A 23,835-nucleotide genomic window follows, 5' to 3' on the forward strand; every position below is an offset into this window, starting at 1 on the left:
TCCATGTTCGAACTGCTCAAACAGACCGTCAAGCTGTCCAACCTGAACCCGCGCGCGGAAAAGCACGGCGACGACACGAAGCCGGCACTGGACCTGAAGATCGAGGCTACGTGCCCGAGCACGATCCTGGCCTACTTCCATCCGGAGTTGCGCCAGCACCTCTACAAGTTCGACGACAACCCCGACTTGGTCGACCAGGTGAGCGACGGCGGCGACGGCCTGACGGTGCTGCGGTACCCGAAGATGGGCGCCATCAAATGGGACTGGGAAGGCGCCGGCTACAAGGCGGAGGTCGACTACGGCCTGGGCGGCGCGAGCAACATCGTGCTCGACGACGTGAAGGTCGACCACTTCGCGATCGAGGCGATGAACGGCGGTTCGGTGACGGTCACGTTCCGCGTGATCGCGCATCCCAACGCGGACGACGTGGGCAAGCTGTGCGAATTCATCCAACGCGAGATCGTGCTCGACCTGGTGCCGCCGGCGCCGACGACGGTGGGCGACCTCTTCAAGGCGGCGGCCTGATCATGGCGCGCGGACCTGTGAAACCCGGTGCGCTGGGGACGAAGGAGCAGCAGCAGGCCGCGCGCGCCGCGGCCATCGCCAAGATCACCGAGCTGCTCGGTACCGGCCCGATGACCTCGGGCGACATCCTGCGGATCGTCGGCGGCAACCGCTCGACCTTGATGAGCCAGATGCAATACATGCACGAAACGCTGCGCCGGATCCGCAAGACCGGCGAGAGCCGGAACTACGGGGCGCTCTGGGAGCTGGGCGCCGACGAGAAGTTGCCGTCTTTGGATGACCAGCTCGACCAGATCATCGCGCCAAAGCGCGGCATCGGCCCGGCCAAGCAGATCGGCATGTGGCGGGATTACATGGTGGCCGCACTGTTTGGACCGGCGCCGGGAGCACGAGCATGAGCGCCCTCACCTGGATCGATGTAACGGAGCGGCTGCCGGACGACGAAGCCCTGGTGCTGATCGCGCTAAACGAAGACGGCGACGTGTGGACCGGGTACCGCGATTCCGGCACCTGGTGCTACGTCGACGCGATGCCCATCACCCAGGAGCGCGTGACGCACTGGATGCCGATGCCGCCCGGGCCGGTCGCAGCGCGATGAGCCAGCTCGAGCTATTCGCTGCGATGCCGGCCACGCGCCGTGCCGGTGGAATGCCGCGCAGCGTCGAGGCCAAGTGGGAACGCGCGCGGTCGCTCGAGGTGCGCCAGGCTTTCCTCGACGTGGCCATGGCGCGGCCTGGCGAATGGATCGACGGTAGCGACTTCTACCGCACCGTGGCCGTCCCCCTCGACATTGGCTGCTGCTGGGGTCACGCCATGGGCGCCATGGCCCGCGCCGGCATGCTCGATGAACGGCCGCGCTACTTCGGATCCGACCACCCGAGCAAGGGCAACTACAAAGGCTACACGCACGAGTACCGCTGGCACGTGCCCATGTCGGCAGTGGCACGTACCTGACAGCCCATCACCACCACATAACGAAAGAACACCATGAACGAGAAACCCGAAGAACTGCTGGCCCCGCTGCGCGCCGCCGTCGTCACCGCTGTGCAGCAGCTGCTCGCCGCGTCCGGCGCCGGCTCCGTGGCCCTGCAGCTGGGCACCGGCCAGGCCATCCTCGCCGGCGAAACCGCCGACTTGGCCCGCTTGCTCGGCTACGGCACGCAGCCTTTCGACCGACTCACGCGCCAGACTGCCGCCTTCCTGGCCGCCGCCGGCATCCCGCACGACCGGCTGGCCGACCACGGCAGCCGCGAGTGGAAGTTGTTCATCGCCGGGTACGATTGCGCCGAGCGTGCCGCAGAACCGCCGCTGCTGCTGGAAGCGGCCACGGCGCTGGAATCCTCGGCCCACGTAGACGAGCAGAACGACGTCGATCCGTTCGCCGTGCAGTACGCGCGTGACCTGGCAAGGCGTCTGCGCCGGGCTGCCGCGCGGGCGATCATCGGCAAAGGAGCCGCCAAATGATTGAGAAGCTGTCCGATGCCGAACTGTACGAGCTGACCCGGTACCGGCGCCCGGCTGAGCAACTGCGCGAGTTGGCTAAGCTGGGCGTGCCAGCGCGCCGCATGCGCGACAACACCGTGTGCGTGCTGCGGATGCACCTGCATGCGCCGGCAGCGCCCGCTCCATCGATACGACCGAAACTAAAACTGTAAATGAACCGAAAACGAAAGAAGCACCGCGGACTCCCGCGCCGGGTGTACGTGAACCACGGTGCCTACTACTTCGTGGCCACCGAGCCGACGATCGACCCGCGCAATAAAGCGGCCGGCCCGAAGAAGTGGATTAAGCTCTGCGCCCTCGAAGATGGCGAGCCGGCCATGCTGAACGCGCTGGCCGCCATCATCGGCAGCCCGATCACCGAGGAAGGGTCCATGCCGTGGTGCTGCGCGGAGTTCAAGGCCAGAATGCTCGGCGAGTACACGCCGAAGACCGTGATCGCCTACGGCCGGCACCTCGACGTCATCGCGGACGTGTTTGAGCACTTCCACGCGACGCAGGTCACCACGAAGGACTGGGCCGATTTCCTGCGCGCCCGGTACGCCGGCAAGGCGAACACCGCGCAGAAAATGACAGCGCTGGCCGGCAAGCTGTTTCGGTTCATCATCGGCGACCTGGGCCTGCGCCAGGACAACCCGATCGACCAGCTAGACATGTCCGGCTACCGCACGAAGGTGCGCACCGTCCTGGCCAGCCATGACCAGGTGGCGGCAATCCGAGCGGCAGCCCTAGTCGGCGGGCACGGCAAGCAGACTCCGAACGGCCGCATGCTGGTGTGCATCATCGATATGGCCTACCTATGCTGGCAGCGCGCGCAGGACATTCGCACCCTGCAGGAATCGCAGATCCGGCCCAGCCCGTCCGGCCTGGTCGGCGGATCGGTGACGTTCACGCCCAGCAAGACGAGTCGCACCAGTGGCCTGGTCGTCGAGGTCACGATCACCCCGGCGATCGCAGCGGTGATTGAGCGCGCACGCGCGGAGAAGCGCCGACGCCAAGTCATCAGCAGCTACGTATTCGCTGCCACCGGCCACGATAACGCCGGCCGCCCGTATTCGGCCGGGAGCCTGGTGGAGATGTGGGAGCGCGCGCGGGAACGGGCGGTGGCCCAGGCGGCGAAGGAAGGTCGGGATTTTGGACCGCTGATCCAGTTTCGGGACCTGCGGGCACTCGGCGCCACCGATGCCGCTTCGCGCGGTGAAGAACATGCGGAGATCCAGAAGCGGCTGGCGCACACCTCGGGCAAGACCACCAGCATCTACATCAAGCGGGCGATCGCGAAGGTTTCCGCACTCGATATGGACCTGCCATGGACCATTCAGACAGGCTCCGAATAGGCCTTTTTTCCTGCCAAATATCGGCTCCGAAAATGCCTCCAGACCCGCATTTTCTCGTGGCTCGTAAACTACTGTATATTTGGCGCCGATTCTCAGGAAGCCAGCAACTATAAGGCCTCCTTCAATTTGCGATTCTGTAAAACCTGCGCGCCGGCGTGGTGCTGGGGAGCGGGGACATCGGTGGCGCACGCGCCGGTTTCATGAAGGCGCTCGCACTCGACCCGATGTACCTGCCCGCGCTCGACAACCTGGCCAATCTCGACATCGTGGCGAAAAAGCCCGAGGATGCTCGCCAGCGCTATGAGGCGGCACTGGCACGCGACAAGAAGAACGCCGCGTTGATGACATCCCTTGCGAACCTGGAGGCACGCGTCGGCAAGCCTGCCGATGCGGGGCGCTGGCTGGAGCAGGCCGCCAAGGAAAATCCCGATGACAGGGCGGCAGCCCGGCAACTGGCAAGCTTTTAGCTGGGCTGCAGCGAATCGACGCGGATCTGGCTGGCTTCGCGCTCGAAGAACGCGGCCGCATCGGTCACCCGCACGCCGCCCAGCGCGCAATCGAGCAGCTCGCGCACCGGATAGGCACCGTTGCGGCGATCGCCAACGGAGATCACCAGCTCGTTCGCGCCGTGCCGCCGCGCCAGCGTCAGCAACGATTCACCCGGCTTCAACACCTTGGCGACCGGCACGCAGCGCTCTTCGTCCGGCATCGGCACGCAGCCGACGACTTCGAAGCGCCGCGGCCCGTCGCGCATGGCCGCCAGCTCGAGGCACTCGCGGGCGAGCGCGCCGGCACCGATCAGGATCAGGCGCTCCACCAGGATATCGGACTGCGCCGAGGTGAACAGCAGCAACCTCGTCATCAGCACGCAGGCGCCGCCCAGCACGAAGGCCAGGCTCGCCGCGTGGCCCAGGTCCACGGCGGGCATGACCTCCATCAATGCGGACATCAGCACGAAACCGACCAGGAAGGCCGGTGGAATGCGCGCCATCGCGCCGCGCAAATCCTCGCGCAACTGCTGCTGGTAGAGTCCCAGCGCGCTCATGGCGAACACGTTCACGAGCGCGAACAACATGCCGGTCATGGAGGCGTCGGCGGTGCCGCGCGGCGAGCCGCTCCACAGCAGCGCGGTCGCACTGGCGGCTGCGTGCAGGATGAACATTTCAAACAGCAGCAGGATGAAACCGGTGCGCGAGACATAATGATTGAAGATCCGGATCACGGTAGGAAGCTCCCTCGCCCGTCCGGTGGGCGCAACCGCCATCACGCTGCGGATGGCTCAGCCATGATGCCGGACCCTTGCTGGACGGGCGTTGAGACCGCGCAAAACAAGCCCGGGCATGACGCGTGTTTGCAAATGGTCTATAGTCATGTTCTTTTTCGCGAAAAATACCTTCCTCACCATGAAATTTGACGTAGCCATCGTCGGCAGCGGGCTGGCCGGCCTGTCGGTTGCCCTGCACCTGGCCGAAACGCGCCGGGTTGCCATCATTTCCAAGCGCGAGCTGCTGGATGGGGCCAGCAACTGGGCCCAGGGCGGCATCGCCGCCGTCCTCGATTCGGGCGACAGCCATGCCGAACATATCGAAGACACCCTGGTCGCCGGCGCCGGCCTGTGCGACGAAGGCGCCACCCGGTACATCGTCGAACATGGCCGCGAAGCGATCGAATGGCTGATCGCGCAGGGCGTGCCGTTCACCCGCGACACCACGGCGGAACTGGGCTTCCACCTGACGCGCGAAGGGGGCCACAGCCAGCGCCGCATCATTCACGCGGCCGACGCCACCGGCCACGCGGTGCAGGTCACGCTGGAAGAGAAGGTTCGCGCCCATCCGAACATCATCCTGTTCGAGCACCATTGCGCGATCGACCTGATCACCTCCGACAAGCTGGGCCCCCGTCCGGCCAACCGCAATGCGCAGCCGAAGTGCCACGGCCTGTACGTGCAGGATGTCCGCAACGGCGAAGTCCACACGGTGGCCGCCGAACACACGGTGATGTGCACGGGCGGTGCCGGCAAGGTCTATCTCTACACGACCAATCCCGACACGGCGAGCGGCGACGGCATCGCGATGGCCTGGCGCGCCGGCTGCCGCGTCGCCAACATGGAGTTCATCCAGTTCCACCCAACCTGCCTGTACCACCCGTATGCGAAATCGTTCCTGATCACGGAAGCGATGCGCGGCGAAGGCGGCCTGCTGAAGCTGCCGCCCGAAGCGGGAGCGGCCGCCGGCCAGCGCTTCATGCTGGCCCACGATCCGCGTGCCGAACTGGCGCCGCGCGACGTGGTGGCGCGCGCCATCGACTTCGAGATCAAGAAGCGCGGCCTGGACTACGTGCACCTGGACATCAGCCACAAGCCGGCCGACTTCCTGATCGAGCACTTCCCCACCATTTACGCGCGCTGCCTGGAACTGGGCATCGACATCACGAAGGAGCCGATCCCGGTGGTGCCGGCAGCCCACTACACCTGCGGCGGCGTGGTGACCGACATGCTGGGCCGCACCGACCTCCCCGGCCTGTACGCCGTCGGCGAGACCGCCTGCACCGGCCTGCACGGCGCCAACCGCCTGGCCAGCAATTCGCTGCTCGAATGCGTCGTCATCGGCCGTGCCTGCGCGCAGGACATCCTGTCGAAGGAAAAGAATGGCACGCCCTACCTGCCCGATTGGGATGAAAGCCGCGTCACCGATGCGGACGAGGAAGTCGTCATCGCCCACAACTGGGATGAACTGCGCCGCTCGATGTGGAACTACGTGGGCATCGTCCGCACCACCAAGCGCCTGGAACGCGCGCAGCACCGCATTTCCCTGCTGAAGGAAGAGATCGACGAGTACTACCGCAACTTCCGCATCACGGCCGACTTGCTGGAGCTGCGCAACCTGGTCGACGTGGCCGCGCTGATCGTCAACAGCGCGCTGCAGCGCCGCGAGAGCCGTGGCCTGCACTTCTCGCGCGACTATCCGGAGACGCTGCCGAAGGCCCTGCCGACCATCCTGACGCCCAACCGCCGCTGACGGAACACCGATGACTCCCACGCTGCGCATCGCAACACCGGAGGACATCCCCGCGCTGGAATCGCTGATCGCCCGGTCGGGTATCGGGCTCAGCAAGGGCTTCTACACGGACGCCCAGGCGCAGGCCGTGACACGCCATGTGTTCGGCGTCGACACCCAGCTGATACGGGACGGCACGTATTTCGTCATCGAGCGCGATGGCGTGCCGCTGGCCTGCGGCGGCTGGAGCAAGCGTGCCACCCTGTTCGGTGCCGACCGGATGAAATCCGGCGTCGATCCGCTGCTCGATCCGGCCACGCAGCCCGGCCGCATCCGCGCGTTCTTCGTCGACCCCGCCGCAGCCCGCCAGGGTCTGGGCACCCTGCTGATACGCCACTGCGAAGCCGAAGCGGTCCGCGCCGGTTTCACGGCGCTGGAGATGGCGGCTACCCTGCCTGGGGTTCCGCTGTACCGTTCCGCTGGCTACCAGGCAGTGGAAGAGTTCGCGCTCGGCCTGCCGGGCGGCGTCACGGTACCGCTGGCGCGGATGCGCAAGCAGATCGGCTGAAACAGCCGCGTCAGCGGTCGTTGAACCCCTTGCGCTCGGCCGCCAGCCGCACCAGCAGCGGCGCCGGCCGCCACGCTTCACCATGGGCGCCCGCGGCAAAGCGCTCGATTGCCGCCAGCACGTTCGGCAAGCCCACCGTATCGGCATGGAACATCGGGCCGCCACGGAACAGCGGGAAACCGTAACCCGTCAGGTAGACCATGTCGATGTCCGATGCGCGCAGGGCGATCCCTTCTTCCAGGATCAGCGCCCCTTCGTTGACCAGCGCATACACCAGCCGCTCGACGATCTCCTCGTCGCCGATGCGGCGCGGCTCGATGCCGGCTTGGCGGGCGTAGTCCACGATCAGCGTATCGACCTGCGCGCTCGGGTGCGGCGTCCGGTCGCCGGGGCGGTAGTCATACCAGCCGGCGCCGGTCTTCTGGCCGAACCGTCCCACTTCGCACAGCAGGTCGGCCACCTTCGAATACGTCATTCCTGGCCGCTCGGCGGCGCGCCGCTTGCGGATCGCCCAGCCGATATCGTTGCCCGCCAGGTCACTCATCCGGAACGGCCCCATCGCAAAGCCGAACCGCTCCAGGGCGCCGTCCACCTGGGCGGGCGTGCAGCCTTCCTCCAGCAGGAAGCCGGCCTGCCGGATGTATTGCTCGATCATCCGGTTGCCGATGAAGCCATCGCACACGCCCGACACCACGCCCGTCTTCTTCAGCCGCTTCGCCAGCGCCAGCACTGTCGCAAGCACGTCGTTGCCGGTCGCGCGGCCACGCACGATCTCCAGCAGCTTCATTACGTGCGCGGGGCTGAAGAAGTGAGTCCCGATCACATCCTGCGGCCGCCGCGTGACGGCGGCGATCCGGTCCACGTCCAGCGTCGACGTATTGGTGGCCAGGATCGCCCCCGGCTTCATCACATCGTCCAGTTGCCGGAACACCGCTTCCTTGATGGCCATGTCTTCGAACACCGCTTCGATGACGATGTCCGCTCCCGCAATCTCCGCGCTTCGCACCGTACCGCTGATCAGCGCCATGCGCCGCGCCAGCAGTTCCGGCGTGAGCTTGCCCTTGCCCGCCGCACCCTCGTAATGGGCGCGGATCGCCGTCAATCCCTTGTCCAGTGCCTCGGGCGACGACTCGAGCAGCCTGACGGGAATGCCGGCATTGGCAAAGGCCATGGCGATGCCGCTGCCCATCGTGCCGGCGCCGATCACGGCCGCCTGCTCGATGGGCCGCCGCGGCGTATCGGCCGGCACTCCCGGCACTTTCGCCGCCTCGCGCTCCGCGAAGAACGCATGGCGCAATGCGCGCGATTCGGGCGTGCGGATCAGGTGCATGAAGCGTTCGCGCTCGAATGCCAGGCCTTGCTCGAACGGCATCGAGACCGCCGCCGCGATGGTCTCGACACATTCGAGCGGCGCCGGGAACGGTCCGGCCGCCGCCGCAACGCGAGCGCGCGCGGCCTGCAGGAACGCCGCAGCATCGGCATGCGCCGCCTGCCGGTCGCGCACCTTCGGCAACGGCCGCACCGGCGCGATTTTCTCCGCGAACGCCACTGCCGCCGCCACCAGGTCCGTACCGGGCGCGAACACTTCGTCGAACAGCGCGGGCAGCCTTTCGGACAGCACCGGATTGCCCGACACGATCATCTCCAGCGCCGGCTCGAGCCCGATCGCGCGCGGCAGCCGCTGGGTGCCGCCCGCTCCCGGCAGCAGGCCCAGCTTCACTTCCGGCAGGGCCACCTGCGCGCCCGGCAGCGCCACGCGGTAGTGGCAGCCCAGCGACAGCTCCAGGCCGCCGCCCATGCACACGCTGTGGATCGCCGCCACCACCGGCTTCGCCGATTCCTCGGCGGTGCGGATCAGCGTGTGGAGCGTCGGTTCCGTCAGGGCCTTGGGCGAATTGAACTCGCGGATATCGGCACCGCCGGAAAACGCCTTGCCGGCGCCGGTAATGACGATGGCCGCCACGGCCGGGTCGTCCTGGGCGCGGCGGATACCGTCGACGGCGGCGGTGCGCGTCACCAGGCCAAGCCCGTTCACGGGCGGGTTGTTCAACGTGATGACGGCCACGGTGCCGTGCAGGGCGTAATCCGCACTCATGTCTCGGGTCCTCTTCTGTGGATGGGTCCGCGAACTATACCCGCAAACGTCCGACCGTGCTATTTGCCGGTGCCGCGTCCGCCCCTTTTTACGGCCTGGGGTAAAATCCGCTCAAGTGACCCACCAGAACCCACTTTGCCAGTCAGGAACCGCCATCGCTGCCTTTACCCTCCCCCTGGAAAACTCGTTTGCGTCGCTTCCGCCCGAGTTTTATACGCGGCTCATGCCGACGCCGCTCCCGGCCCCCTACCCGGTCGCCATCAGCGGCAGCGCCGCGCGGCTGATCGGCCTCGATCCCGCCGCGCTCGATGCCGACGCGATCGACGTCCTCGCCGGCAACCGCGTGCCCGACCGCGCCGAACCCCTGTCGGCCGTGTATTCCGGCCACCAGTTCGGCGTCTGGGCGGGCCAGCTCGGCGACGGCCGTGCGATCCTGCTCGGCGACGTGTCCACCGATACCGGCCCGGTCGAGCTGCAGCTGAAGGGCGCCGGCCTGACACCGTATTCGCGGATGGGCGACGGCCGCGCCGTGCTGCGCTCGTCGATCCGCGAATTCCTGTGTTCCGAGGCGATGCATGCGCTGGGCATCCCCACCACGCGCGCCTTGTCCGTGATCGGCTCGGACCAGGGCATCGTCCGCGAGACGATCGAAACGGCCGCCGTGGTGGTGCGCATGGCGCCCACCTTCGTGCGTTTCGGTTCGTTCGAACACTGGTTCTACCGCAATGACGAAGCCCGGCTGCGCATCCTGGCGGACTACGTGATCGACCGTTTCTATCCCGCCTTGCGCGACGAGGAAAATCCCTACGCGGCCCTGCTCGAGGAAGTCACGCGCCGCACCGCGCGCCTGATTGCGCAGTGGCAATCGGTCGGCTTCATGCACGGCGTGATGAACACCGACAATATGTCGATCCTGGGCCAGACGCTGGACTACGGCCCGTTCGGCTTCATGGAAGCGTTCAACGCGCAGCACATCTGCAACCATACCGACCAGGGCGGCCGCTACTCGTATGCGATGCAGCCGCAGATCGGCCACTGGAACTGCTATGCGCTGGCGCAGGCGCTGGTTCCGCTGATCGGGTCGGTCGAACAGACCCAGGAAGCGCTGGACGTCTACCAGGGTGTGTTCGGCGCCACGGTCGACGACCTGCTGCATGCCAAGCTGGGCCTCAAGGAAAGCCGCGAGCCGGACCGCGCGCTGCTGGACGAGATGTTCGGCCTGCTGCAGGCGAACCACGCCGACTTCACGCTGTTCTTCCGCCGGCTGGGCGGCTTGCGCGCCGGCTCGGCCGAGGGCGACGAACCGCTGCGGGACCTGTTCATCGATCGCCCGGCATTCGATGCGTGGGCCGTCAAGTACCGCGAGCGGCTGCGCGCCGAGAACAGCGTCGACGCGGCGCGCCAGGCGGCCATGAATGCCGTCAATCCCAAATACGTGCTGCGCAATTACCTGGCCCAGGTGGCGATCGACAAGGCGCAGCACAAGGATTTCTCCGAAGTGCAGCGCCTGCTCGCCGTGCTGGAGCGCCCGTTCGACGAACAGCCGGAGCACGAAAGCTATGCGGCCCTGCCACCGGACTGGGCCGCCGGCCTGGAAGTCAGCTGTTCATCCTGACCCTGTTCATTCCCAAGCTGTACACCCCGACGCTGTACACACCGACGCTGTACACACCAAATTATCGACATACTGGAAATCATGAGCGATCAAGCAAAGAAAGTGGTGAAATCGGACGCCGAATGGCGCGCCGAACTGGATCCGATGCAATACCACGTGACGCGCCACGCTGCCACCGAACGGGCTTTTACCGGCAAATACTGGGATCACCATGAGCCGGGCATATATACCTGCGTCTGCTGCAATACGCCATTGTTCCGATCGGATGCGAAATTCGAATCCGGCTGTGGCTGGCCCAGTTATTTCGAAGCCCTCGATCCTGAAAATGTGATCGAGAAAGTCGACCGTTCCCATGGTATGCTGCGCACCGAAATCATTTGCGCCGTCTGCGATGCGCACCTGGGCCATGTATTCCCGGACGGTCCGCCGCCCACCGGCCTGCGTTACTGCATCAATTCCGCGGCGCTCCGTTTTACTCCGGACGCTTAATCACCATGATGAAATTCCTGTTTGATATCTTCCCCTTGCTGGTTTTCTTCGGCAGTTATAAATGGGCCGGCAGCAACGAGGAGGCAGCGCAAAGCCTGATCAATGGCAACCTGTCGGGCATTATCTCCGGCGGTGCCATCACGGCCAGCCAGGCGCCGATCATCCTGGCCACCATCACCGGTATCGTCGCCACCGCACTGCAGATCGCTTATTTGCTGCTGCGCGGCCGCAAGGTCGATGGCGCGCTGTGGGTATCGATGGTCGTGTTCGTATTCTTCGGCGGCCTGACGATCTATTTCCACGATGATAATTTCATCAAGTGGAAGCCCACCATCATTTACTGGAGCTTTGCGATCGCCATGGTGGTTGCCTCCCGTTTCTTCGCCAAGAACCTGATCCGCATGGCAATGGAAAAGCAGATCGCCCTGCCAGAGGAAGTGTGGCAGCGCCTGAATATGGCCTGGATCGCGTTCTGGATCGTGCTGGGCTTCCTGAACCTGTTCGTCGCCTTCGTGCTGTTCAAATCCGATACCGGTGCCTGGGTGAGCTTCAAGGCATTCGGCGTTACCGGCCTGATGCTGGCGTTCTTCGTGGCCCAAGGCTTTTACCTGTCCAAGCACATCAAGGATGAAGCATGAACGATCCACGCCTCGAAAAGATCCGCGACCGCCTGCTGGCCAATCTCGGCCCTGCCGAAATCGCGCTCGAAGATGAATCCGCGCTGCATGCCGGCCATGCCGGCGCGGCGTCCGGCGGCGGTCATTACCGCTTAAGGATAACGTCAGCGAAATTCGCTGGCCTGAACCTCGTCACGCGTCATCGACTGGTGTATGATGCCGTGCACGATATGATGCATAAAGAGATTCATGCATTGGCCATTACTGCAGTGGCACCGTCGGAAATTTGAATGTGCGGTTTGGTAGGAATGAATTGCTCTTTGCGTTAAGTCCCTTCTCCTCCCGCGATTGACAAGAACTTTTCCCCGTAGGAAATAATAATGACTTTCAAGCCAGCATTCCGTATTCTGGTTGCATCGATCGCCGTTGCTTCGGCTCCCGCTATTGCACAGAACATCGCCGTGGTCAACGGCAAGGGTATCCCCACCGCGCGCGCCGATGCGATCGTCAAGCAGGTAGTGGCCCAGGGCCAGCAGCAGGATTCGCCCCAGCTGCGCGACATGGTCAAGAAAGACCTGATCAGCCGCGAAGTACTGATGCAGGAAGCTGAAAAGCAGGGTTACGCGAAGAGCGCCGACGTGAAACAGCAGATGGAAAATGCGCGCCAGGCCCTCGTCGTCCAGGCAATGGTGGCCGACTACGTCAAGAAAAACCCGGTCAAGGATACCGATGTGAAGGCCGAGTACGACCGCTTCGTCAAGGAAACGGGCGACAAGGAATACCACGTGCGCCACATCCTGGTCGACACCGAAGCCGCCGCCAACGACATCATCGCCAAGCTGAAGGGCGGCGCCAAGTTCGAGGACCTGGCCAAGCAGTCGAAGGATACCGGCAGCGCCAATAACGGCGGCGACCTGGACTGGGCAACGCCTTCCGCGTTCCCGGAAGTGTTCTCGAAGGCATTCGTCGCCCTGCAAAAAGGCCAGGTGACGGAAAAGCCAGTGCAGACGCCGAACGGTTTCCACGTGATCAAGGTCGACGATGTCCGCCAGGCCAAGCTGCCGACGCTCGACGAAGTCAAGCCGCAGATCGAGGAAGCGCTCACCCAGCGCAAGCTGCAGGCTTACCAGGAAGAGCTGGTCAAGAAGGCCAAGATCCAGTAAATTGCTCCGGCGCCCGTTGGCGGCGCCTGCACCCGTTTGAGTTTGAATTGGCCCCCGAGCGCGGGGGCAGACTCCAGTTTTTTTATAGGACGTGACATGATTTTGAAGCCAGCCCGCCTGTTGACAGCACTGATCGCCATCGCCGCCGTACCCGCGTTCGCCCAGAACGTGGCCACCGTGAACGGCAAGGCGATCCCGGCCTCCCGCCTGGACGCCGTGGTCAAGCAGGTCACCGCGCAGAGCAAGCAGCCGGACAGCCCGCAGCTGCGCGACGCGATCAAGAAGGACCTGATCGCCCGCGAAGTGATGGTGCAGGAAGCGGACAAGCAAGGCTACAGCAACAAGCCTGACGTCAAGCAGGCCCTGGAAAATACCCGCCAGAGCATCGTCATCAATGCGATGCTGGCCGACTACGTGAAGAAGAATCCGGTCAAGGATGCCGAAGTCAAGGCCGAGTACGACAAGGCCAAGGCCGCCAACGGCGACAAGGAATATCACGCCCGCCACATCCTGGTCGCGACCGAGAAGGAAGCCACCGACATCATCGCCAAGCTGAAGGGCGGCGCCAAGTTCGAAGAGCTGGCCAAGCAGTCGAAAGACACCGGCTCGGCAGCCAACGGCGGCGACCTGGACTGGGCAAGCCCGGCCAACTTCGTCAAGCCGTTCTCCGACGCGATGGTCGCCCTGAAGGATGGCCAGATCACCGAGAAACCCGTGCAGTCGCAATACGGCTACCACGTGATCAAGCTGGAAGGTTCGCGCGCCGCCAAGTTCCCGCCGCTGGAAGAAGTCAAAGGCCAGATCGAGCAGGGCCTCACCCAGCGCAAGATCGCCACCTACCGCGATGAACTGGTCAAGAAGGCCAAGATCCAGTAAGCCTGCTGTTCCTCACAAAAAAGCGCTCCGTGGAGCGCTTTTTTCTTTATTACGCGGCCGGTACCGGCAGCGTCGGAATACCCGGCCCCGAGGTACTGTCGCGCACATGCGCGCCGCGCGCGAGCAACCCGGCAAACCCCGCCGCGTCGATATTCGACCCGCACACCAGCGCGACTTTGTTGTCCGCCAGCCGCGCCCGTAGCGGGCCGAACAACGCCGCCGTTGCCACCGCCGCCGCCGTTTGGCCACCAGCTTGGCATCGCGAAACAGGTCGAGCATGGCACGGCAGATTTCATCGTCCGTCACGCGCACCACCTCGTCCACGAAACGCTGGCACACCGCCAAGCTGTAGGGCAGCGTCCGCGGCGCGCCAAGGCTGTCCGCCACGGTATCGACACGCTCCAGGCATTCGGTGCGCCCCGACCGGAAGCTGCGGAACACGATGTCGCTGCACGCTCGAACGCCTGATGAACATCCGGCACATGGTGCAGCCGCACCGCAGGCTGCGGCGCCCGCAATGCGCCGTGTCGCCAGTGCGCCGCAGTACCGTGCCTAGGAATTCTGGTACGCCGTATCCGGCTGCCCATCGCCGATCCGCGTGCGCAGCGTGCGCTCCATCTGCGCCACCTCCTCCTCGACCCAGCTGCGAAAACGTACCACCTTCGGCAGCACCGCCTTGCGCGGCGCCTGCACCCAGTAATAGCCGCCCGGGTAGGACACGCTGGCGCCCCGCATCAGGCGCAGCACGCCCCGGTCGATGTCATCGCAGACGAGCGAATACGGCACCAGCGCGATGCCGTGGCCGACGATGGCCGCTTGCGCCGTCACCGCCAGGTTGGTGAATCCTCGCGAGAAATCAAAGCGCCCTTCCGTTACGCCGTGCGAGCGCAGCAACCTGATCCAGTCATCGGTGGATTCGTCGAACAGCAGCGGGAAGCGCGTCAGGTCGGCCAGGGTGAGATCTTCTCCGGCAGGCGCCACCAGCGCCGGACTGTACACGGCGACCAGCCGGTCGTGGTACAGCGCGGCGGGATGGTCGGTAATGGTGCCATGGCGGATCGCCAGGTCCACTTCCTCGTGTTCGACATCGACCAGGCGCTCGCAGGAGTCGAGGCGGATGTCGAGTTCCGGATGGCGCAGCGTGAAGCGGCCCAGCCGGGGTGCCAGGAACTTGATCGCGAAGGTGTGGGTGGTCGATACGCGCACCACGTTCTCCTCGTCGCCACCGCGCAATGCCTCGACCCTGGTGCGCAGCTCGCGCAGCATCTTCGCCACCGTCACGGCGAGCTCCTGCCCTTTCGGCGTCAGCGTGATGTGGCGCGGGTGGCGCACGAACAGCGCGAAGCCCACCGCTTCCTCGAGCTGCTTCACCTGCAGGCTGATGGCCGCCGGCGTCTTGTGCAATTCCTGCGCCGCCAGCGTGAAACTGCCCCAGCGCGCGGCGCAATCAAAATCGATCAGTCCGGAAAGACTGCGCAGCGTCTTGTTCGATGTCCCTGCCTGCATAAGTTTTCCTTGACCTTCCCCACAAGATTACTCGTTTGTCCACGCGCTGCGCCACGCCGACAATATACCGCACCGATACCGATACATGAGAGGTGAAGACCATGCTGCAACCGATCCGCCAGCGGGCCGATGGCCCGCCATGCCAGGCCAGGCTCGATGCGCGTCCATGGCGAAAGGATTACCTGCGTGCGCTGCTGCGCCTGTTCGCGGAACTGGCGTGCCGGCTGCGCTGAGCTGTCCTGGCTGTTTCGCGGCACGAAAAAAAACCGGGCATCGCCCGGCTTCATCGCTGGCCCGACGAAAGGGCTCAGCCGCCGATCACGCCGCAGGCGATGCGCGCACCGCCACCGCCCAGTGGCGCCGGCTGGTCGGCATAATTGTCGCCGCCGGCGTGGATCATCAGCGCACGGCCTTTCACGTCCGCCAGCGTCTTCAGCTGCGGCGCCTGCACGGGCGTCCTGGCCGATCCATCGGCCGCTACTTCGAGGCGCGGCAAGTCGCCGGCGTGGCCGGCTTTCTCGGCCTTGCCCGGGCCGTGGTGCGCCTTCGTATCATGCGGGTCCAGGTGGCCGCCCGCCGCACCCGCCGGCACCTTCTTGCCATCCGTCTCGGCCGGCGAGCAATCGCCCTTGGCATGGACATGGAAGCCGCGCGCGCCCGGCGGCAGGCCGGCCAGCGAGGGCGTGAACGTGAGGCCGCCGGCCGTCTCCGAGATCGTCACGGTGCCCAGTGCCTTGCCGGTGCCGGACGCATCGACCGCGTGGATCGGCACCGTGACGTCGGCTGCCTGCGCATGGGCGGCAACCGCGAACGCGGCCAGGGCGAGGGTTTGTCGGATCGTGGTCTTCATTTTCTACTCCCAGGGTGTGAATGCCGCACTGTCGCGGTCGGTTGAACGTTGCAATCCTAGCACTGTTGCCACGCGACAGTACACACCGCAGGCGTAAAAAAGCCGGGCAAGCCCGGCTTTTCAGGCGGCGCCGGCCGTTCAGCCGGCGCACTTCAGCCCACGCATCTCAGCCAACGTACTTGCGCGCATTGCGGAACATCCGCATCCACGGCGAATCCTCGTTCCACCCGTCCGGCGCCCACGAATGCTGCACGGTGCGGAACACCCGTTCGGCGTGCGGCATCAGCACCGTGAAGCGGCCGTCCGGCGTGGTGACCGACGTGATGCCGCGTGGCGAACCGTTCGGATTGAACGGATAGGCTTCGGTGGCACTGCCGCGGTTGTCGACGTAGCGCATCGCGGCGATCGCCTCGTCGAGCTTGCCGGTCTGGCTGAAGTCCGCATAACCCTCGCCGTGCGCGATGGCGATCGGCGTCTGCGTGCCGGCCATGCCCTGGAAGAAGATCGACGGCGAGTCCAGCACCTCGACCAGCGCGAAGCGGGCTTCGAACTTTTCCGACTTGTTGGTCGTGAACTTCGGCCACGCCTGGGCGCCCGGGATGATCGACTTCAGGTTGCTCATCATCTGGCAGCCGTTGCAGATGCCCAGGCCGAAGGTATCCGTGCGGGCAAAGAACTGCGCGAACTGGTCCGACAGCGCGGGGTTGAACAGGATCGACTTGGCCCAGCCTTCGCCGGCGCCCAGCACGTCGCCATACGAGAAACCGCCGACAGCGATCACGCCCTGGAAGTCGGCGAGCTTCACGCGTCCGGCGATCAGGTCGCTCATGTGCACGTCGATCGCGGCGAAGCCCGCCTGGTGCATCACCCACGCCGTCTCGATATGCGAGTTGACGCCCTGCTCGCGCAGGATGGCGACACGGGGCCGCACACCCGTGGCCAGGAACGGCGCCGCCACGTTGTCGTCCAGGTCGAAGGTGATCTTCGGCGTCATGCCGGGATCCGTTTCGTCCAGCAGGCGGTCGTATTCCTGGTCCGCCGTCGCCGGGTTTTCACGCATGCGCGAGATTCGCCAGCTGGTTTCGCTCCACAGGCGGTGCAGCTCGGCGCGCGGCTTGGCATAGACCAGCTTCGCGTCGCGCGTGAATTCGATCACGCCACGGTCGTTCAGCTTGCCGATGATATGGCTGCACGCGCCCAGGTTGAACGAGCGCAGCACGTCCATCACGGCCGACTTCTCCTCGGCGCGCACCTGGATCACGGCGCCCAGCTCTTCGCTGAACAGCGCGCGCAGGGTCAGCTCGTTGCGGCGCTCGCCCACCTGGCTGGCCCAGTTCTTGGCGTCGCCCCAGTCGGCCGCATGCTCGCCTTCCAGGGTCAGCATGTCGAGGTTGATCGACAGGCCGGCACGGCCGGCAAAGGCCATCTCCACCAGCGTGGCGTACAGGCCGCCGTCCGACCGGTCGTGGTAAGCCAGCAGCTTGCCATCCCGGTTCAGTTGCTGGATCGCGGCGAAGAACGCCTTCAGGTCTTCCGCGCTGTCGACGTCCGGCACCTCATTGCCCAGCTGGCCCAGCACCTGCGACAGGATCGATGCGCCCATGCGGTTCTTGCCGCGGCCCAGGTCGATGACGATGATCGCCGTGTCGCCCAGGTCGGTGCGCAGCTGCGGCGTCAGCGACTTGCGCACGTCGTACACGGGCGCGAAGCCCGACACGATCAGCGACACCGGCGACACCACGGCCTTCTGCTCGCCGTTGTCGGACCACGTTGTGCGCATCGACAGCGAATCCTTGCCGACCGGGATGGAAATGCCCAGCGCCGGGCACAGGTCCATGCCGATCGCCTTCACGGTATCGAACAGCGCGGCATCCTGCCCCGGCTGGCCGCAGGCGGCCATCCAGTTCGCCGACAGCTTGATCGACGCGATATCCTCGATCGGCGCCGCCGCGAGGTTCGTGATCGTCTCGCCCCCCGCCCTGCGGCCCGATGCCGGCGCGCCGATCACGGCCAGCGGCGTGCGCTCGCCCATCGCCATCGCCTCGCCCAGGTAGCCTTCGTACGACAGCGTGGTCACCGCGCAATCGCCCACCGGCACCTGCCACGGCCCGACCATCTGGTCGCGCACGGACATGCCGCCCACGCTGCGGTCGCCGATGGTGATCAGGAAGCTCTTGTCGCCCACGGTCGGCTGGAGCAGCACGCGCTGCGCCGCTTCTTCCAGCGCCACGCCGGTCAGGTCGATGGCCGGGAAGGCGCGCTCGACATGCTGCACGTCGCGGTGCATCTTCGGCGGTTTACCCAGCAACACGTCCATCGGCATGTCCACCGGATCGGTACCGGTTTCCGGGTCGATCAGTTTCAGCTGGCGTTCCTCGGTGGCCGTGCCGACCACGGCGAACGGGCAGCGCTCGCGTTCGCACAGCGCACGGAAGGTCGCCAGGTCGTCCGGGGCGATCGCCAGCACGTAGCGTTCCTGCGATTCGTTGGACCAGATTTCCTTCGGCGCCATGCCGGATTCTTCCAGCGGCACCTTGCGCAAATCGAAGATCGCGCCGCGCTTGGCATCATTGGTGATTTCCGGGAAGGCGTTGGACAGGCCGCCCGCACCCACGTCGTGGATCGAGATGATCGGGTTGCGTTCGCCCATCTGCCAGCAGCCGTTGATCACTTCCTGGGCGCGGCGTTCCATTTCCGGATTGCCGCGCTGGACGGAATCGAAATCCAGGTCGGCCGTGTTGGTACCGGTCGCCATCGACGAGGCAGCCGAGCCGCCCATGCCGATGCGCATGCCCGGGCCGCCCAGCTGCACCAGCAGGCTGCCGACCGGGATATCGTTCTTGTGCGTGTGCTGCGCCGAGATGTTGCCGATGCCGCCGGCGATCATGATCGGCTTGTGGTAGCCATACACGGCATGGCCCACGTTCTGTTCATAGGTGCGGAAGTAGCCGCCCAGCACCGGCCGGCCGAATTCGTTCGAGAACGCGGCGCCGCCCAGCGGACCGTCGATCATGATCTGCAGCGGCGAGGCGATGCGCTCCGGCTTGCCGTACGCCGCCGCGGTGGCGTCCTCTTTCGCGGTGGCCGCACTGGTCACGTCTTGCGCGTTCTCCCAAGGCCGCACGGCGTCCGGCAGCATCAGGTTCGACACGGTGAAGCCGGCCAGGCCCGCCTTGGGCTTGGCGCCGCGGCCCGTCGCGCCCTCGTCGCGGATCTCGCCGCCGGCGCCCGTGGAGGCGCCCGGGAACGGAGAGATCGCGGTCGGGTGGTTGTGCGTCTCCACCTTCATCAGCGTGTGGATCAGTTCCGTGGACGCGCCGTACTCATGGCCTTCGCCGCGCGGGTAGAAGCGCGTCACAGTGGCGCCTTCCATGATCGACGAATTGTCCGAATACGCGACGATCGTGCCTTTCGGCTGTTTCTCGTGCGTGTTCTTGATCATCTTGAACAGCGAGCGGTCCTGCGCCACGCCGTCGATGGTCCAGTCGGCGTTGAAGATCTTGTGGCGGCAGTGTTCCGAGTTGGCCTGCGCGAACATCATCAGTTCCACGTCGGTCGGGTTGCGCTTGGCCGCCGTGAACGCATCGTTCAGGTAGTCGATCTCGTCGTCCGACATCGCCAGGCCCAGTTCCGCATTGGCGCGCACCAGCGCGTCGCGGCCATGGCCCAGCACGTCCACGGTTTCCAGCGCCTTGCCTTCCAGGCTGCCGAACAGGCCGGCCGCCTGGCTGGCGTCGCGCAGCACGGATTCCGTCATGCGGTCGTGCAGCAGCGCGGCCACGGCCTGCGCCTGCTCGGCATTCAGGCCCTTCGCGGCGCCCAGGCTGGTGCCCAGGATGCCGCCCTTGAGCACCACGCGATACGCCACGCCTCGCTCGACGCGGTGGATGTGCGTCATGCCGCAGTTGTGCACGATGTCCGTGGCCTTCGACGCCCAGGGCGAAATCGTGCCGAAACGGGGAATCACCACGAACGACTCGACGGCGCCGTCGCTGACGTCAGCCTGGGCCGGTTCGCCGTAGGTCAGCAAGCCGTCCAGGCGTGCGCGATCCTCGGCGGAGAGCTCGGCCTGGGTATCGACGAAGTGGACGTACCGGGCCTGGACCGCGGATACGGCGGGCAGCACGGCTTGCAGTTGGGTGAGAAGACGCTGGCTACGGAATGCGGACAGGGCGTTGGAGCCCGGGAGTATCAACATGGTTGGGAGCGAGTCGGTGCAGCGGGGCTGCGGATTAAGAAGAAAATAGGCACGGCAATGGAAACCACGGGCTCTCGAAGTGCGCCAGCGCTGAATGGGCTGGTTGATTTGCCGGCATTATACCTCTTTCAACGGGTAACTTACAGGGTAGCCGGGAGGGTTGCCGGGAGGGTTGCCGGAGGGGTTGCCGAGTCAGGCCCGGCAGCAATTGTATCCAACGAGAATTAGAACCCGCCGCATATGGCGCGCTTGCCCCGCGATTTCTCCGCGATTTCTCCGCGATTACTCCGCAGTTACTCCGCAGTTACTCGTAGCGCAGCGCCTCGATGGGATCCAGCCGCGCCGCCTGCCGCGCCGGCATCACGCCGAACACGATGCCGACGCCACCTGAAAACATCAGCGACAGCGCCACCGCCCACCATGGCACCACGGCCGGCGGGAAATCCGGGATCAGGCCGGCGATCACGGCCCCCAGCACGTAGCCCAGCACCAGCCCGATCAGCCCGCCCAGCGTCGCCAGGATGACCGCCTCGACGAGGAACTGGGCCATGATGTCGCGGCTGCGCGCGCCGAGCGCCTTGCAGATGCCGATCTCCCGCGTGCGCTCCTTCACCGACACGAGCATGATGTTCATGATGCCGATGCCGCCCACCAGCAGCGCCACGCCGACCACCCCGCCCATCACCAGCGTCACCATCGTGCTGATCTTCTCGAAGGTCTGCGCCAGCTGCTCGGCCGACTCGATCTCGAAATCGTTGGGCTGGCCCGGCCGCAGGCGGTGCGCCGTGCGCATCACGCCGGTCAGCTGGCCGATCGTCGCGTCCAGGTCCGCCAGCTCGCTGACGGCGACCGTGATCGAGAGGTTGGGCCGGCGGTGGTTGCCGAGGATGCTGCGGCCCGTGTTGAATGGAATGATCAATTGGTTATCCTGCGACATGCCGAACACGGCGCCCTGCTTTTCCTGCACGCCGACGATCTTGAACCACTCGCCGCCGTAGTGGATGAACTTGCCCACCGGGTCGGCCGGCAGGTGCAGCTCGGCGATCAGGTCTTCGCCGATGACGGCCACGCGCCGCGCCCGCGCGTCATCCGGTTCGCTGATGAAACGCCCCAGCCGCGTATAGCGCCCGTTCACGTCCTGGTAGCTGGGCGAGGTGGCCAGCACCCGCGCCGTGGTCGAGGCACTCATGTAGCGCACTTCCGAAAAGCCGGGCGAGAACACCGGGCTCACGTAACGGATGCCCTCGCCGCGCGCGCGCACCTGCTCCACGTCTTCCAGGCGCAGGTAGTTGATCTTGCCGCGCATCTGGTCCTTCATCTCGTTGTGCGCGCGGATCGTCACGCTGGTACCGCCCAGCCCGGAGAACTGGTCGGAAACGCTTTTCGACAGGCCCTGGATCAGCGAGATCACCGTGATCACGGAAGCCACGCCGATGATGATGCCCAGCGCCGTGAGGAAACTGCGCAGCCGGTGCGCACGGATCGATGCCAGTGCCGACCGCACGCTTTCCCGCAGCAGCATCATGCCGGACTCGCCACGCCGTTGCCGGCGTTGCCGCCGTCGCCCGTGTCGGACACGATCCGGCCATCCTGCAGCCGCACCACGCGCCGGCATTGCGCCGCGATGTCCGGTTCGTGCGTCACCATCACCACCGTCTGTCCCGCCTCGTACACCTCGCGGATCAGCGCCAGGATATCGCGCGTGGTGGCCGAGTCCAGGTTGCCGGTCGGTTCGTCCGCCAGCAGCAGCGCCGGCGAGCCGACCAGCGCGCGGGCGATCGCCACGCGCTGCCGCTGGCCGCCGGACAGTTCGTTCGGCCGGTGGTGCATGCGCGACTCCAGCCCCACCCGTTCCAGCGACCGCGCCGCCAGCTCGCAACGGGCCGCCGGGCCGATGCCACGGTACACCAGCGGCTGCGCCACGTTGTCCAGCGCCGTCATGCGCGGCAGCAGGTGGAAGCTCTGGAAGATGAAGCCGATCTCGCGGTTGCGCACGCGGGCCAGCGCATCGTCATCCATCCGCGCCACGTCGCTGCCGTTGAGCTGGAATTCGCCGCTGCTGGGCCGGTCCAGGCAGCCGATGATGCTCATCATCGTCGACTTGCCCGAGCCCGAGGCGCCGATGAACGCCACCAGCTCGTTGCGTTCGATCGCCAGGTCGACATCGCGCAGCGCATGCACGGTCTGGTCGCCCATCCGGTACTGCTTGCACAGCCCCTTCAGGCGGATCACCGCGCGCTCCCCGCAGCCGCCGGCTTTGCTGCCGTGACGGGCGTGTTCCCGGCCGCCGCCGGGCTGGCCGGCGCGGGAATGACGGAATCGCCGTCGTTCAGCTCGCGCAATACCCTGGCCGGACCGATCGCCACCGTGTCGCCCACGGCGAGGCCCTTCAATACTTCCTGGCTGGTGTCGTCCGACATGCCGACCTGCACCGCCTTCCGGACCGCCCGGCCATTCTCCACGGCGAAAACGTGGTAAGTGCCCTGGGTTCCACTACGCGCGCCCTGTCCTTCTTTGCCCTGTCCGTCACCGCCCTGTCCATCATTGAGCAGTGCCTGCAGCGGAATGGCCGGCCGCTTCACGGTGGCGCCGGCGGCGATTTCCACGCGGGACGTCATGCCCGAGCGCAGCGCGGGCCGGGTTTCGTCGAGCCGCAGCTTGACCACGTAGCTCCGGCCCTGGGCGGTGGCGCCCGGCTGGGCGGCGCGCGGCGCCATCGCGATCTGCTCGACCTTGCCGCCGATCGGCTGTTCCGGATAGGCCGCCGGGAATACCTGGGCCGGCTGGCCCACCGCCACCTGGGCAATATCGGCTTCGTCGACATTGACTTCGGCGATGATGGCGCCCATGTCGGCGATCGTCATCAGCGACGAGCCGGCGATCCCCGTCGTGCTGGCCACCGCCGTCTCGCCCACCTTGATCGGCAATGCGGTCACGGTACCGTCGATCGGCGCCTTCACCTCGGTCTTGGCCAGCCGTTCGCGGGCCTGCGACAGCAGCGCCTCGGCCTGGCCCAGGGCCTCGCGGCTGGCGCGCAATTCCACCTGCGCCAGCTCGGCCTGGTGCACCGCGTCGTCATGCTTCGAGATATCGATGAACTTCGCCTGGTACAGCCGCTGCGCGCGGTCCAGCGACCGCTTCTGGTTGGCCAGGTTGATCTGCGCGCGCTCGATGGCGATCGCCGCGCTGCGCCGATTCGCTTCCTGCTGGGCCACCTCGGCAAGGTACACGGTGGGATCGAGCCGCAGCAGGGGCTGGCCCTTGCGCACGCTGTCGCCCTCGCTGACCAGCACGGCGGCTACCTTGCCGATCACTTCGGCCGACAGCTGGACTTCCTGCCGGAACACCAGCTGCCCGGTCGCCAGGACCGTGGCGCGGATTTCACGGGGCACCACTTTCGTCAGCTCGACTTCGCGGCCCGCCGGCGGGGCCATGAACCTGATGGCCACCGGCACGGCCAGGCAAACCGCGATCACTGCCGTCACTATCCATTTACGCTG

Annotated in this window: 26 protein-coding genes and 1 pseudogene; 17 read left to right on the forward strand and 10 right to left on the reverse strand. The window is 65.9% G+C overall.

Translation table 11 applies throughout. The features are described from left to right. Positions 1-3 precede the first annotated feature (3 nt). The 8 genes from OU994_RS18195 (at position 4) to OU994_RS18230 (ending at position 3,829) form a co-directional block, all read left to right on the forward strand. Positions 4-525 carry a hypothetical protein gene (locus OU994_RS18195; protein ID WP_281607045.1) on the forward strand — a complete coding sequence of 174 codons (522 nt, stop codon included), beginning with the start codon at positions 4-6 and terminating at the stop codon, positions 523-525. 2 nt (positions 526-527) lie between these two features. Next, a complete protein-coding gene (locus tag OU994_RS18200) occupies positions 528-923 on the forward strand; it encodes a hypothetical protein (protein WP_281607046.1) in 396 nt (131 codons plus the stop codon). Then, positions 920-1,123, forward strand: coding sequence for a DUF551 domain-containing protein (locus OU994_RS18205; RefSeq protein ID WP_281607047.1), 204 nt, complete (start codon positions 920-922; stop codon positions 1,121-1,123). Before OU994_RS18200 ends, OU994_RS18205 begins: the two co-directional genes overlap by 4 nt. Further along, positions 1,120-1,479, forward strand: coding sequence for a hypothetical protein (locus tag OU994_RS18210; RefSeq protein WP_281607048.1), 360 nt, complete (start codon positions 1,120-1,122; stop codon positions 1,477-1,479). The genes OU994_RS18205 and OU994_RS18210 overlap by 4 nt, the downstream gene beginning before the upstream one ends. Before the next feature lie 33 nt (positions 1,480-1,512). Continuing rightward, positions 1,513-1,989: a hypothetical protein gene (locus OU994_RS18215; RefSeq protein ID WP_281607049.1), complete on the forward strand. Its 477-nt coding sequence runs from the start codon at positions 1,513-1,515 to the stop codon at positions 1,987-1,989. Beyond that, positions 1,986-2,180, forward strand: coding sequence for a DUF4224 domain-containing protein (locus OU994_RS18220; protein WP_281607050.1), 195 nt, complete (start codon positions 1,986-1,988; stop codon positions 2,178-2,180). The genes OU994_RS18215 and OU994_RS18220 overlap by 4 nt, the downstream gene beginning before the upstream one ends. Further along, positions 2,181-3,362: a tyrosine-type recombinase/integrase gene (locus OU994_RS18225; RefSeq protein WP_281607051.1), complete on the forward strand. Its 1,182-nt coding sequence runs from the start codon at positions 2,181-2,183 to the stop codon at positions 3,360-3,362. A 200-nt stretch (positions 3,363-3,562) separates the two neighbouring features. After that, a complete protein-coding gene (locus OU994_RS18230) occupies positions 3,563-3,829 on the forward strand; it encodes a tetratricopeptide repeat protein (RefSeq protein WP_281607052.1) in 267 nt (88 codons plus the stop codon). On the opposite strand, the gene OU994_RS18235 is transcribed toward OU994_RS18230, so the two are convergent. After that, the gene (locus OU994_RS18235; protein ID WP_281607053.1) at positions 3,826-4,584 is read right to left on the reverse strand and encodes a nucleoside-diphosphate sugar epimerase/dehydratase; all 759 of its coding nucleotides are present in this window, start codon (positions 4,582-4,584) and stop codon (positions 3,826-3,828) included. The two genes, OU994_RS18230 and OU994_RS18235, sit on opposite strands and share 4 nt — an antisense overlap. Before the next feature lie 181 nt (positions 4,585-4,765). Between OU994_RS18235 and nadB the strand changes: the two genes are divergently transcribed. Both nadB and OU994_RS18245 read left to right on the forward strand, forming a co-directional pair. Next, on the forward strand, positions 4,766-6,379 hold the full coding sequence (nadB, locus tag OU994_RS18240) for an L-aspartate oxidase (protein WP_131145738.1): 1,614 nt from the start codon (positions 4,766-4,768) through the stop codon (positions 6,377-6,379). 10 nt (positions 6,380-6,389) lie between these two features. Beyond that, positions 6,390-6,926: a GNAT family N-acetyltransferase gene (locus OU994_RS18245; RefSeq protein WP_281607054.1), complete on the forward strand. Its 537-nt coding sequence runs from the start codon at positions 6,390-6,392 to the stop codon at positions 6,924-6,926. Positions 6,927-6,936: 10 nt separating this feature from the next. Here the strand turns inward: OU994_RS18245 and OU994_RS18250 are convergent, their stop codons facing one another. Further along, entirely contained in the window at positions 6,937-9,021 is a 2,085-nt protein-coding gene (locus OU994_RS18250) for a 3-hydroxyacyl-CoA dehydrogenase NAD-binding domain-containing protein (protein ID WP_281607055.1), read from the reverse strand. A gap of 115 nt (positions 9,022-9,136) precedes the next feature. Here OU994_RS18250 and OU994_RS18255 point away from each other — a divergent pair, with 115 nt between their 5' ends. The 6 genes from OU994_RS18255 (at position 9,137) to OU994_RS18280 (ending at position 13,781) form a co-directional block, all read left to right on the forward strand. Then, positions 9,137-10,636 (forward strand): YdiU family protein, encoded by a 1,500-nt coding sequence (locus OU994_RS18255; RefSeq protein WP_373922467.1) that lies wholly within the window; start codon positions 9,137-9,139, stop codon positions 10,634-10,636. 81 nt (positions 10,637-10,717) lie between these two features. Continuing rightward, the gene (gene msrB / locus OU994_RS18260) at positions 10,718-11,125 is read left to right on the forward strand and encodes a peptide-methionine (R)-S-oxide reductase MsrB (RefSeq protein WP_281607056.1); all 408 of its coding nucleotides are present in this window, start codon (positions 10,718-10,720) and stop codon (positions 11,123-11,125) included. A gap of 8 nt (positions 11,126-11,133) precedes the next feature. Further along, complete coding sequence (locus OU994_RS18265; RefSeq protein WP_131149069.1) at positions 11,134-11,763, forward strand: septation protein A; 630 nt, start codon at positions 11,134-11,136, stop codon at positions 11,761-11,763. After that, positions 11,760-12,032 (forward strand): BolA family transcriptional regulator, encoded by a 273-nt coding sequence (locus tag OU994_RS18270; protein ID WP_131145733.1) that lies wholly within the window; start codon positions 11,760-11,762, stop codon positions 12,030-12,032. The genes OU994_RS18265 and OU994_RS18270 overlap by 4 nt, the downstream gene beginning before the upstream one ends. A 90-nt stretch (positions 12,033-12,122) precedes the next feature. Continuing rightward, a complete protein-coding gene (locus OU994_RS18275) occupies positions 12,123-12,905 on the forward strand; it encodes a peptidyl-prolyl cis-trans isomerase (protein ID WP_281607057.1) in 783 nt (260 codons plus the stop codon). Positions 12,906-13,001: 96 nt separating this feature from the next. Then, a complete protein-coding gene (locus OU994_RS18280; RefSeq protein WP_131145731.1) occupies positions 13,002-13,781 on the forward strand; it encodes a peptidylprolyl isomerase in 780 nt (259 codons plus the stop codon). 49 nt (positions 13,782-13,830) lie between these two features. Here the strand turns inward: OU994_RS18280 and OU994_RS18285 are convergent, their stop codons facing one another. The 3 genes and pseudogenes from OU994_RS18285 to OU994_RS18295 all read right to left on the reverse strand — a co-directional run bounded on the left by OU994_RS18285 (position 13,831) and on the right by OU994_RS18295 (position 15,287). Further along, positions 13,831-14,010 carry a hypothetical protein gene (locus OU994_RS18285; protein WP_281611768.1) on the reverse strand — a complete coding sequence of 60 codons (180 nt, stop codon included), beginning with the start codon at positions 14,008-14,010 and terminating at the stop codon, positions 13,831-13,833. A 74-nt stretch (positions 14,011-14,084) separates the two neighbouring features. Then, positions 14,085-14,222 (reverse strand): annotated as a pseudogene (locus OU994_RS18290) (threonine/serine dehydratase); the annotation flags it as partial. A gap of 111 nt (positions 14,223-14,333) precedes the next feature. Continuing rightward, on the reverse strand, positions 14,334-15,287 hold the full coding sequence (locus OU994_RS18295) for a LysR substrate-binding domain-containing protein (RefSeq protein WP_281607058.1): 954 nt from the start codon (positions 15,285-15,287) through the stop codon (positions 14,334-14,336). Between the two features lie 101 nt (positions 15,288-15,388). On the opposite strand from OU994_RS18295, the gene OU994_RS18300 reads away from it, so the two are divergent. Next, a complete protein-coding gene (locus OU994_RS18300; RefSeq protein WP_281607059.1) occupies positions 15,389-15,520 on the forward strand; it encodes a hypothetical protein in 132 nt (43 codons plus the stop codon). Between the two features lie 74 nt (positions 15,521-15,594). On the opposite strand, the gene sodC is transcribed toward OU994_RS18300, so the two are convergent. The 5 genes from sodC to OU994_RS18325 all read right to left on the reverse strand — a co-directional run bounded on the left by sodC (position 15,595) and on the right by OU994_RS18325 (position 23,820). Beyond that, positions 15,595-16,137, reverse strand: coding sequence for a superoxide dismutase [Cu-Zn] SodC (gene sodC / locus OU994_RS18305; protein ID WP_281607060.1), 543 nt, complete (start codon positions 16,135-16,137; stop codon positions 15,595-15,597). A gap of 166 nt (positions 16,138-16,303) precedes the next feature. Then, entirely contained in the window at positions 16,304-20,335 is a 4,032-nt protein-coding gene (gene purL / locus OU994_RS18310) for a phosphoribosylformylglycinamidine synthase (RefSeq protein WP_281607061.1), read from the reverse strand. Between the two features lie 304 nt (positions 20,336-20,639). Beyond that, complete coding sequence (locus tag OU994_RS18315; protein WP_281607062.1) at positions 20,640-21,860, reverse strand: ABC transporter permease; 1,221 nt, start codon at positions 21,858-21,860, stop codon at positions 20,640-20,642. Further along, positions 21,857-22,567, reverse strand: a complete 711-nt coding sequence (locus OU994_RS18320; protein WP_281607063.1) for an ABC transporter ATP-binding protein — start codon at positions 22,565-22,567, stop codon at positions 21,857-21,859. The genes OU994_RS18315 and OU994_RS18320 overlap by 4 nt, the downstream gene beginning before the upstream one ends. Continuing rightward, positions 22,564-23,820 (reverse strand): efflux RND transporter periplasmic adaptor subunit, encoded by a 1,257-nt coding sequence (locus OU994_RS18325; RefSeq protein WP_281607064.1) that lies wholly within the window; start codon positions 23,818-23,820, stop codon positions 22,564-22,566. The genes OU994_RS18320 and OU994_RS18325 overlap by 4 nt, the downstream gene beginning before the upstream one ends. Between the last annotated feature and the right edge of the window lie 15 nt (positions 23,821-23,835).

Origin of the sequence: Pseudoduganella sp. SL102 (assembly GCF_027856995.1) — a bacterium.
Taxonomy (GTDB): domain Bacteria; phylum Pseudomonadota; class Gammaproteobacteria; order Burkholderiales; family Burkholderiaceae_D; genus Rugamonas; species Rugamonas albidiflava.

Excerpts from the sequence above, each read along its gene's own strand:
- OU994_RS18195 (WP_281607045.1), top strand. The coding sequence starts at position 4 with ATGTTCGAACTGCTCAAACAGACCGTCAAGCTGTCCAACCTGAACCCG.
- OU994_RS18200 (WP_281607046.1), top strand. The coding sequence starts at position 528 with ATGGCGCGCGGACCTGTGAAACCCGGTGCGCTGGGGACGAAGGAGCAG.
- OU994_RS18205 (WP_281607047.1), top strand. The coding sequence starts at position 920 with ATGAGCGCCCTCACCTGGATCGATGTAACGGAGCGGCTGCCGGACGAC.
- OU994_RS18210 (WP_281607048.1), top strand. The coding sequence starts at position 1,120 with ATGAGCCAGCTCGAGCTATTCGCTGCGATGCCGGCCACGCGCCGTGCC.
- OU994_RS18215 (WP_281607049.1), top strand. The coding sequence starts at position 1,513 with ATGAACGAGAAACCCGAAGAACTGCTGGCCCCGCTGCGCGCCGCCGTC.
- OU994_RS18220 (WP_281607050.1), top strand. The coding sequence starts at position 1,986 with ATGATTGAGAAGCTGTCCGATGCCGAACTGTACGAGCTGACCCGGTAC.
- OU994_RS18225 (WP_281607051.1), top strand. The coding sequence starts at position 2,181 with ATGAACCGAAAACGAAAGAAGCACCGCGGACTCCCGCGCCGGGTGTAC.
- OU994_RS18230 (WP_281607052.1), top strand. The coding sequence starts at position 3,563 with ATGAAGGCGCTCGCACTCGACCCGATGTACCTGCCCGCGCTCGACAAC.
- nadB (WP_131145738.1), top strand. The coding sequence starts at position 4,766 with ATGAAATTTGACGTAGCCATCGTCGGCAGCGGGCTGGCCGGCCTGTCG.
- OU994_RS18245 (WP_281607054.1), top strand. The coding sequence starts at position 6,390 with ATGACTCCCACGCTGCGCATCGCAACACCGGAGGACATCCCCGCGCTG.
- OU994_RS18250 (WP_281607055.1), bottom strand. The coding sequence starts at position 9,021 with ATGAGTGCGGATTACGCCCTGCACGGCACCGTGGCCGTCATCACGTTG.
- msrB (WP_281607056.1), top strand. The coding sequence starts at position 10,718 with ATGAGCGATCAAGCAAAGAAAGTGGTGAAATCGGACGCCGAATGGCGC.
- OU994_RS18265 (WP_131149069.1), top strand. The coding sequence starts at position 11,134 with ATGAAATTCCTGTTTGATATCTTCCCCTTGCTGGTTTTCTTCGGCAGT.
- OU994_RS18270 (WP_131145733.1), top strand. The coding sequence starts at position 11,760 with ATGAACGATCCACGCCTCGAAAAGATCCGCGACCGCCTGCTGGCCAAT.
- OU994_RS18275 (WP_281607057.1), top strand. The coding sequence starts at position 12,123 with ATGACTTTCAAGCCAGCATTCCGTATTCTGGTTGCATCGATCGCCGTT.
- OU994_RS18280 (WP_131145731.1), top strand. The coding sequence starts at position 13,002 with ATGATTTTGAAGCCAGCCCGCCTGTTGACAGCACTGATCGCCATCGCC.
- OU994_RS18295 (WP_281607058.1), bottom strand. The coding sequence starts at position 15,287 with ATGCAGGCAGGGACATCGAACAAGACGCTGCGCAGTCTTTCCGGACTG.
- OU994_RS18300 (WP_281607059.1), top strand. The coding sequence starts at position 15,389 with ATGCTGCAACCGATCCGCCAGCGGGCCGATGGCCCGCCATGCCAGGCC.
- sodC (WP_281607060.1), bottom strand. The coding sequence starts at position 16,137 with ATGAAGACCACGATCCGACAAACCCTCGCCCTGGCCGCGTTCGCGGTT.
- purL (WP_281607061.1), bottom strand. The coding sequence starts at position 20,335 with ATGTTGATACTCCCGGGCTCCAACGCCCTGTCCGCATTCCGTAGCCAG.
- OU994_RS18315 (WP_281607062.1), bottom strand. The coding sequence starts at position 21,860 with ATGATGCTGCTGCGGGAAAGCGTGCGGTCGGCACTGGCATCGATCCGT.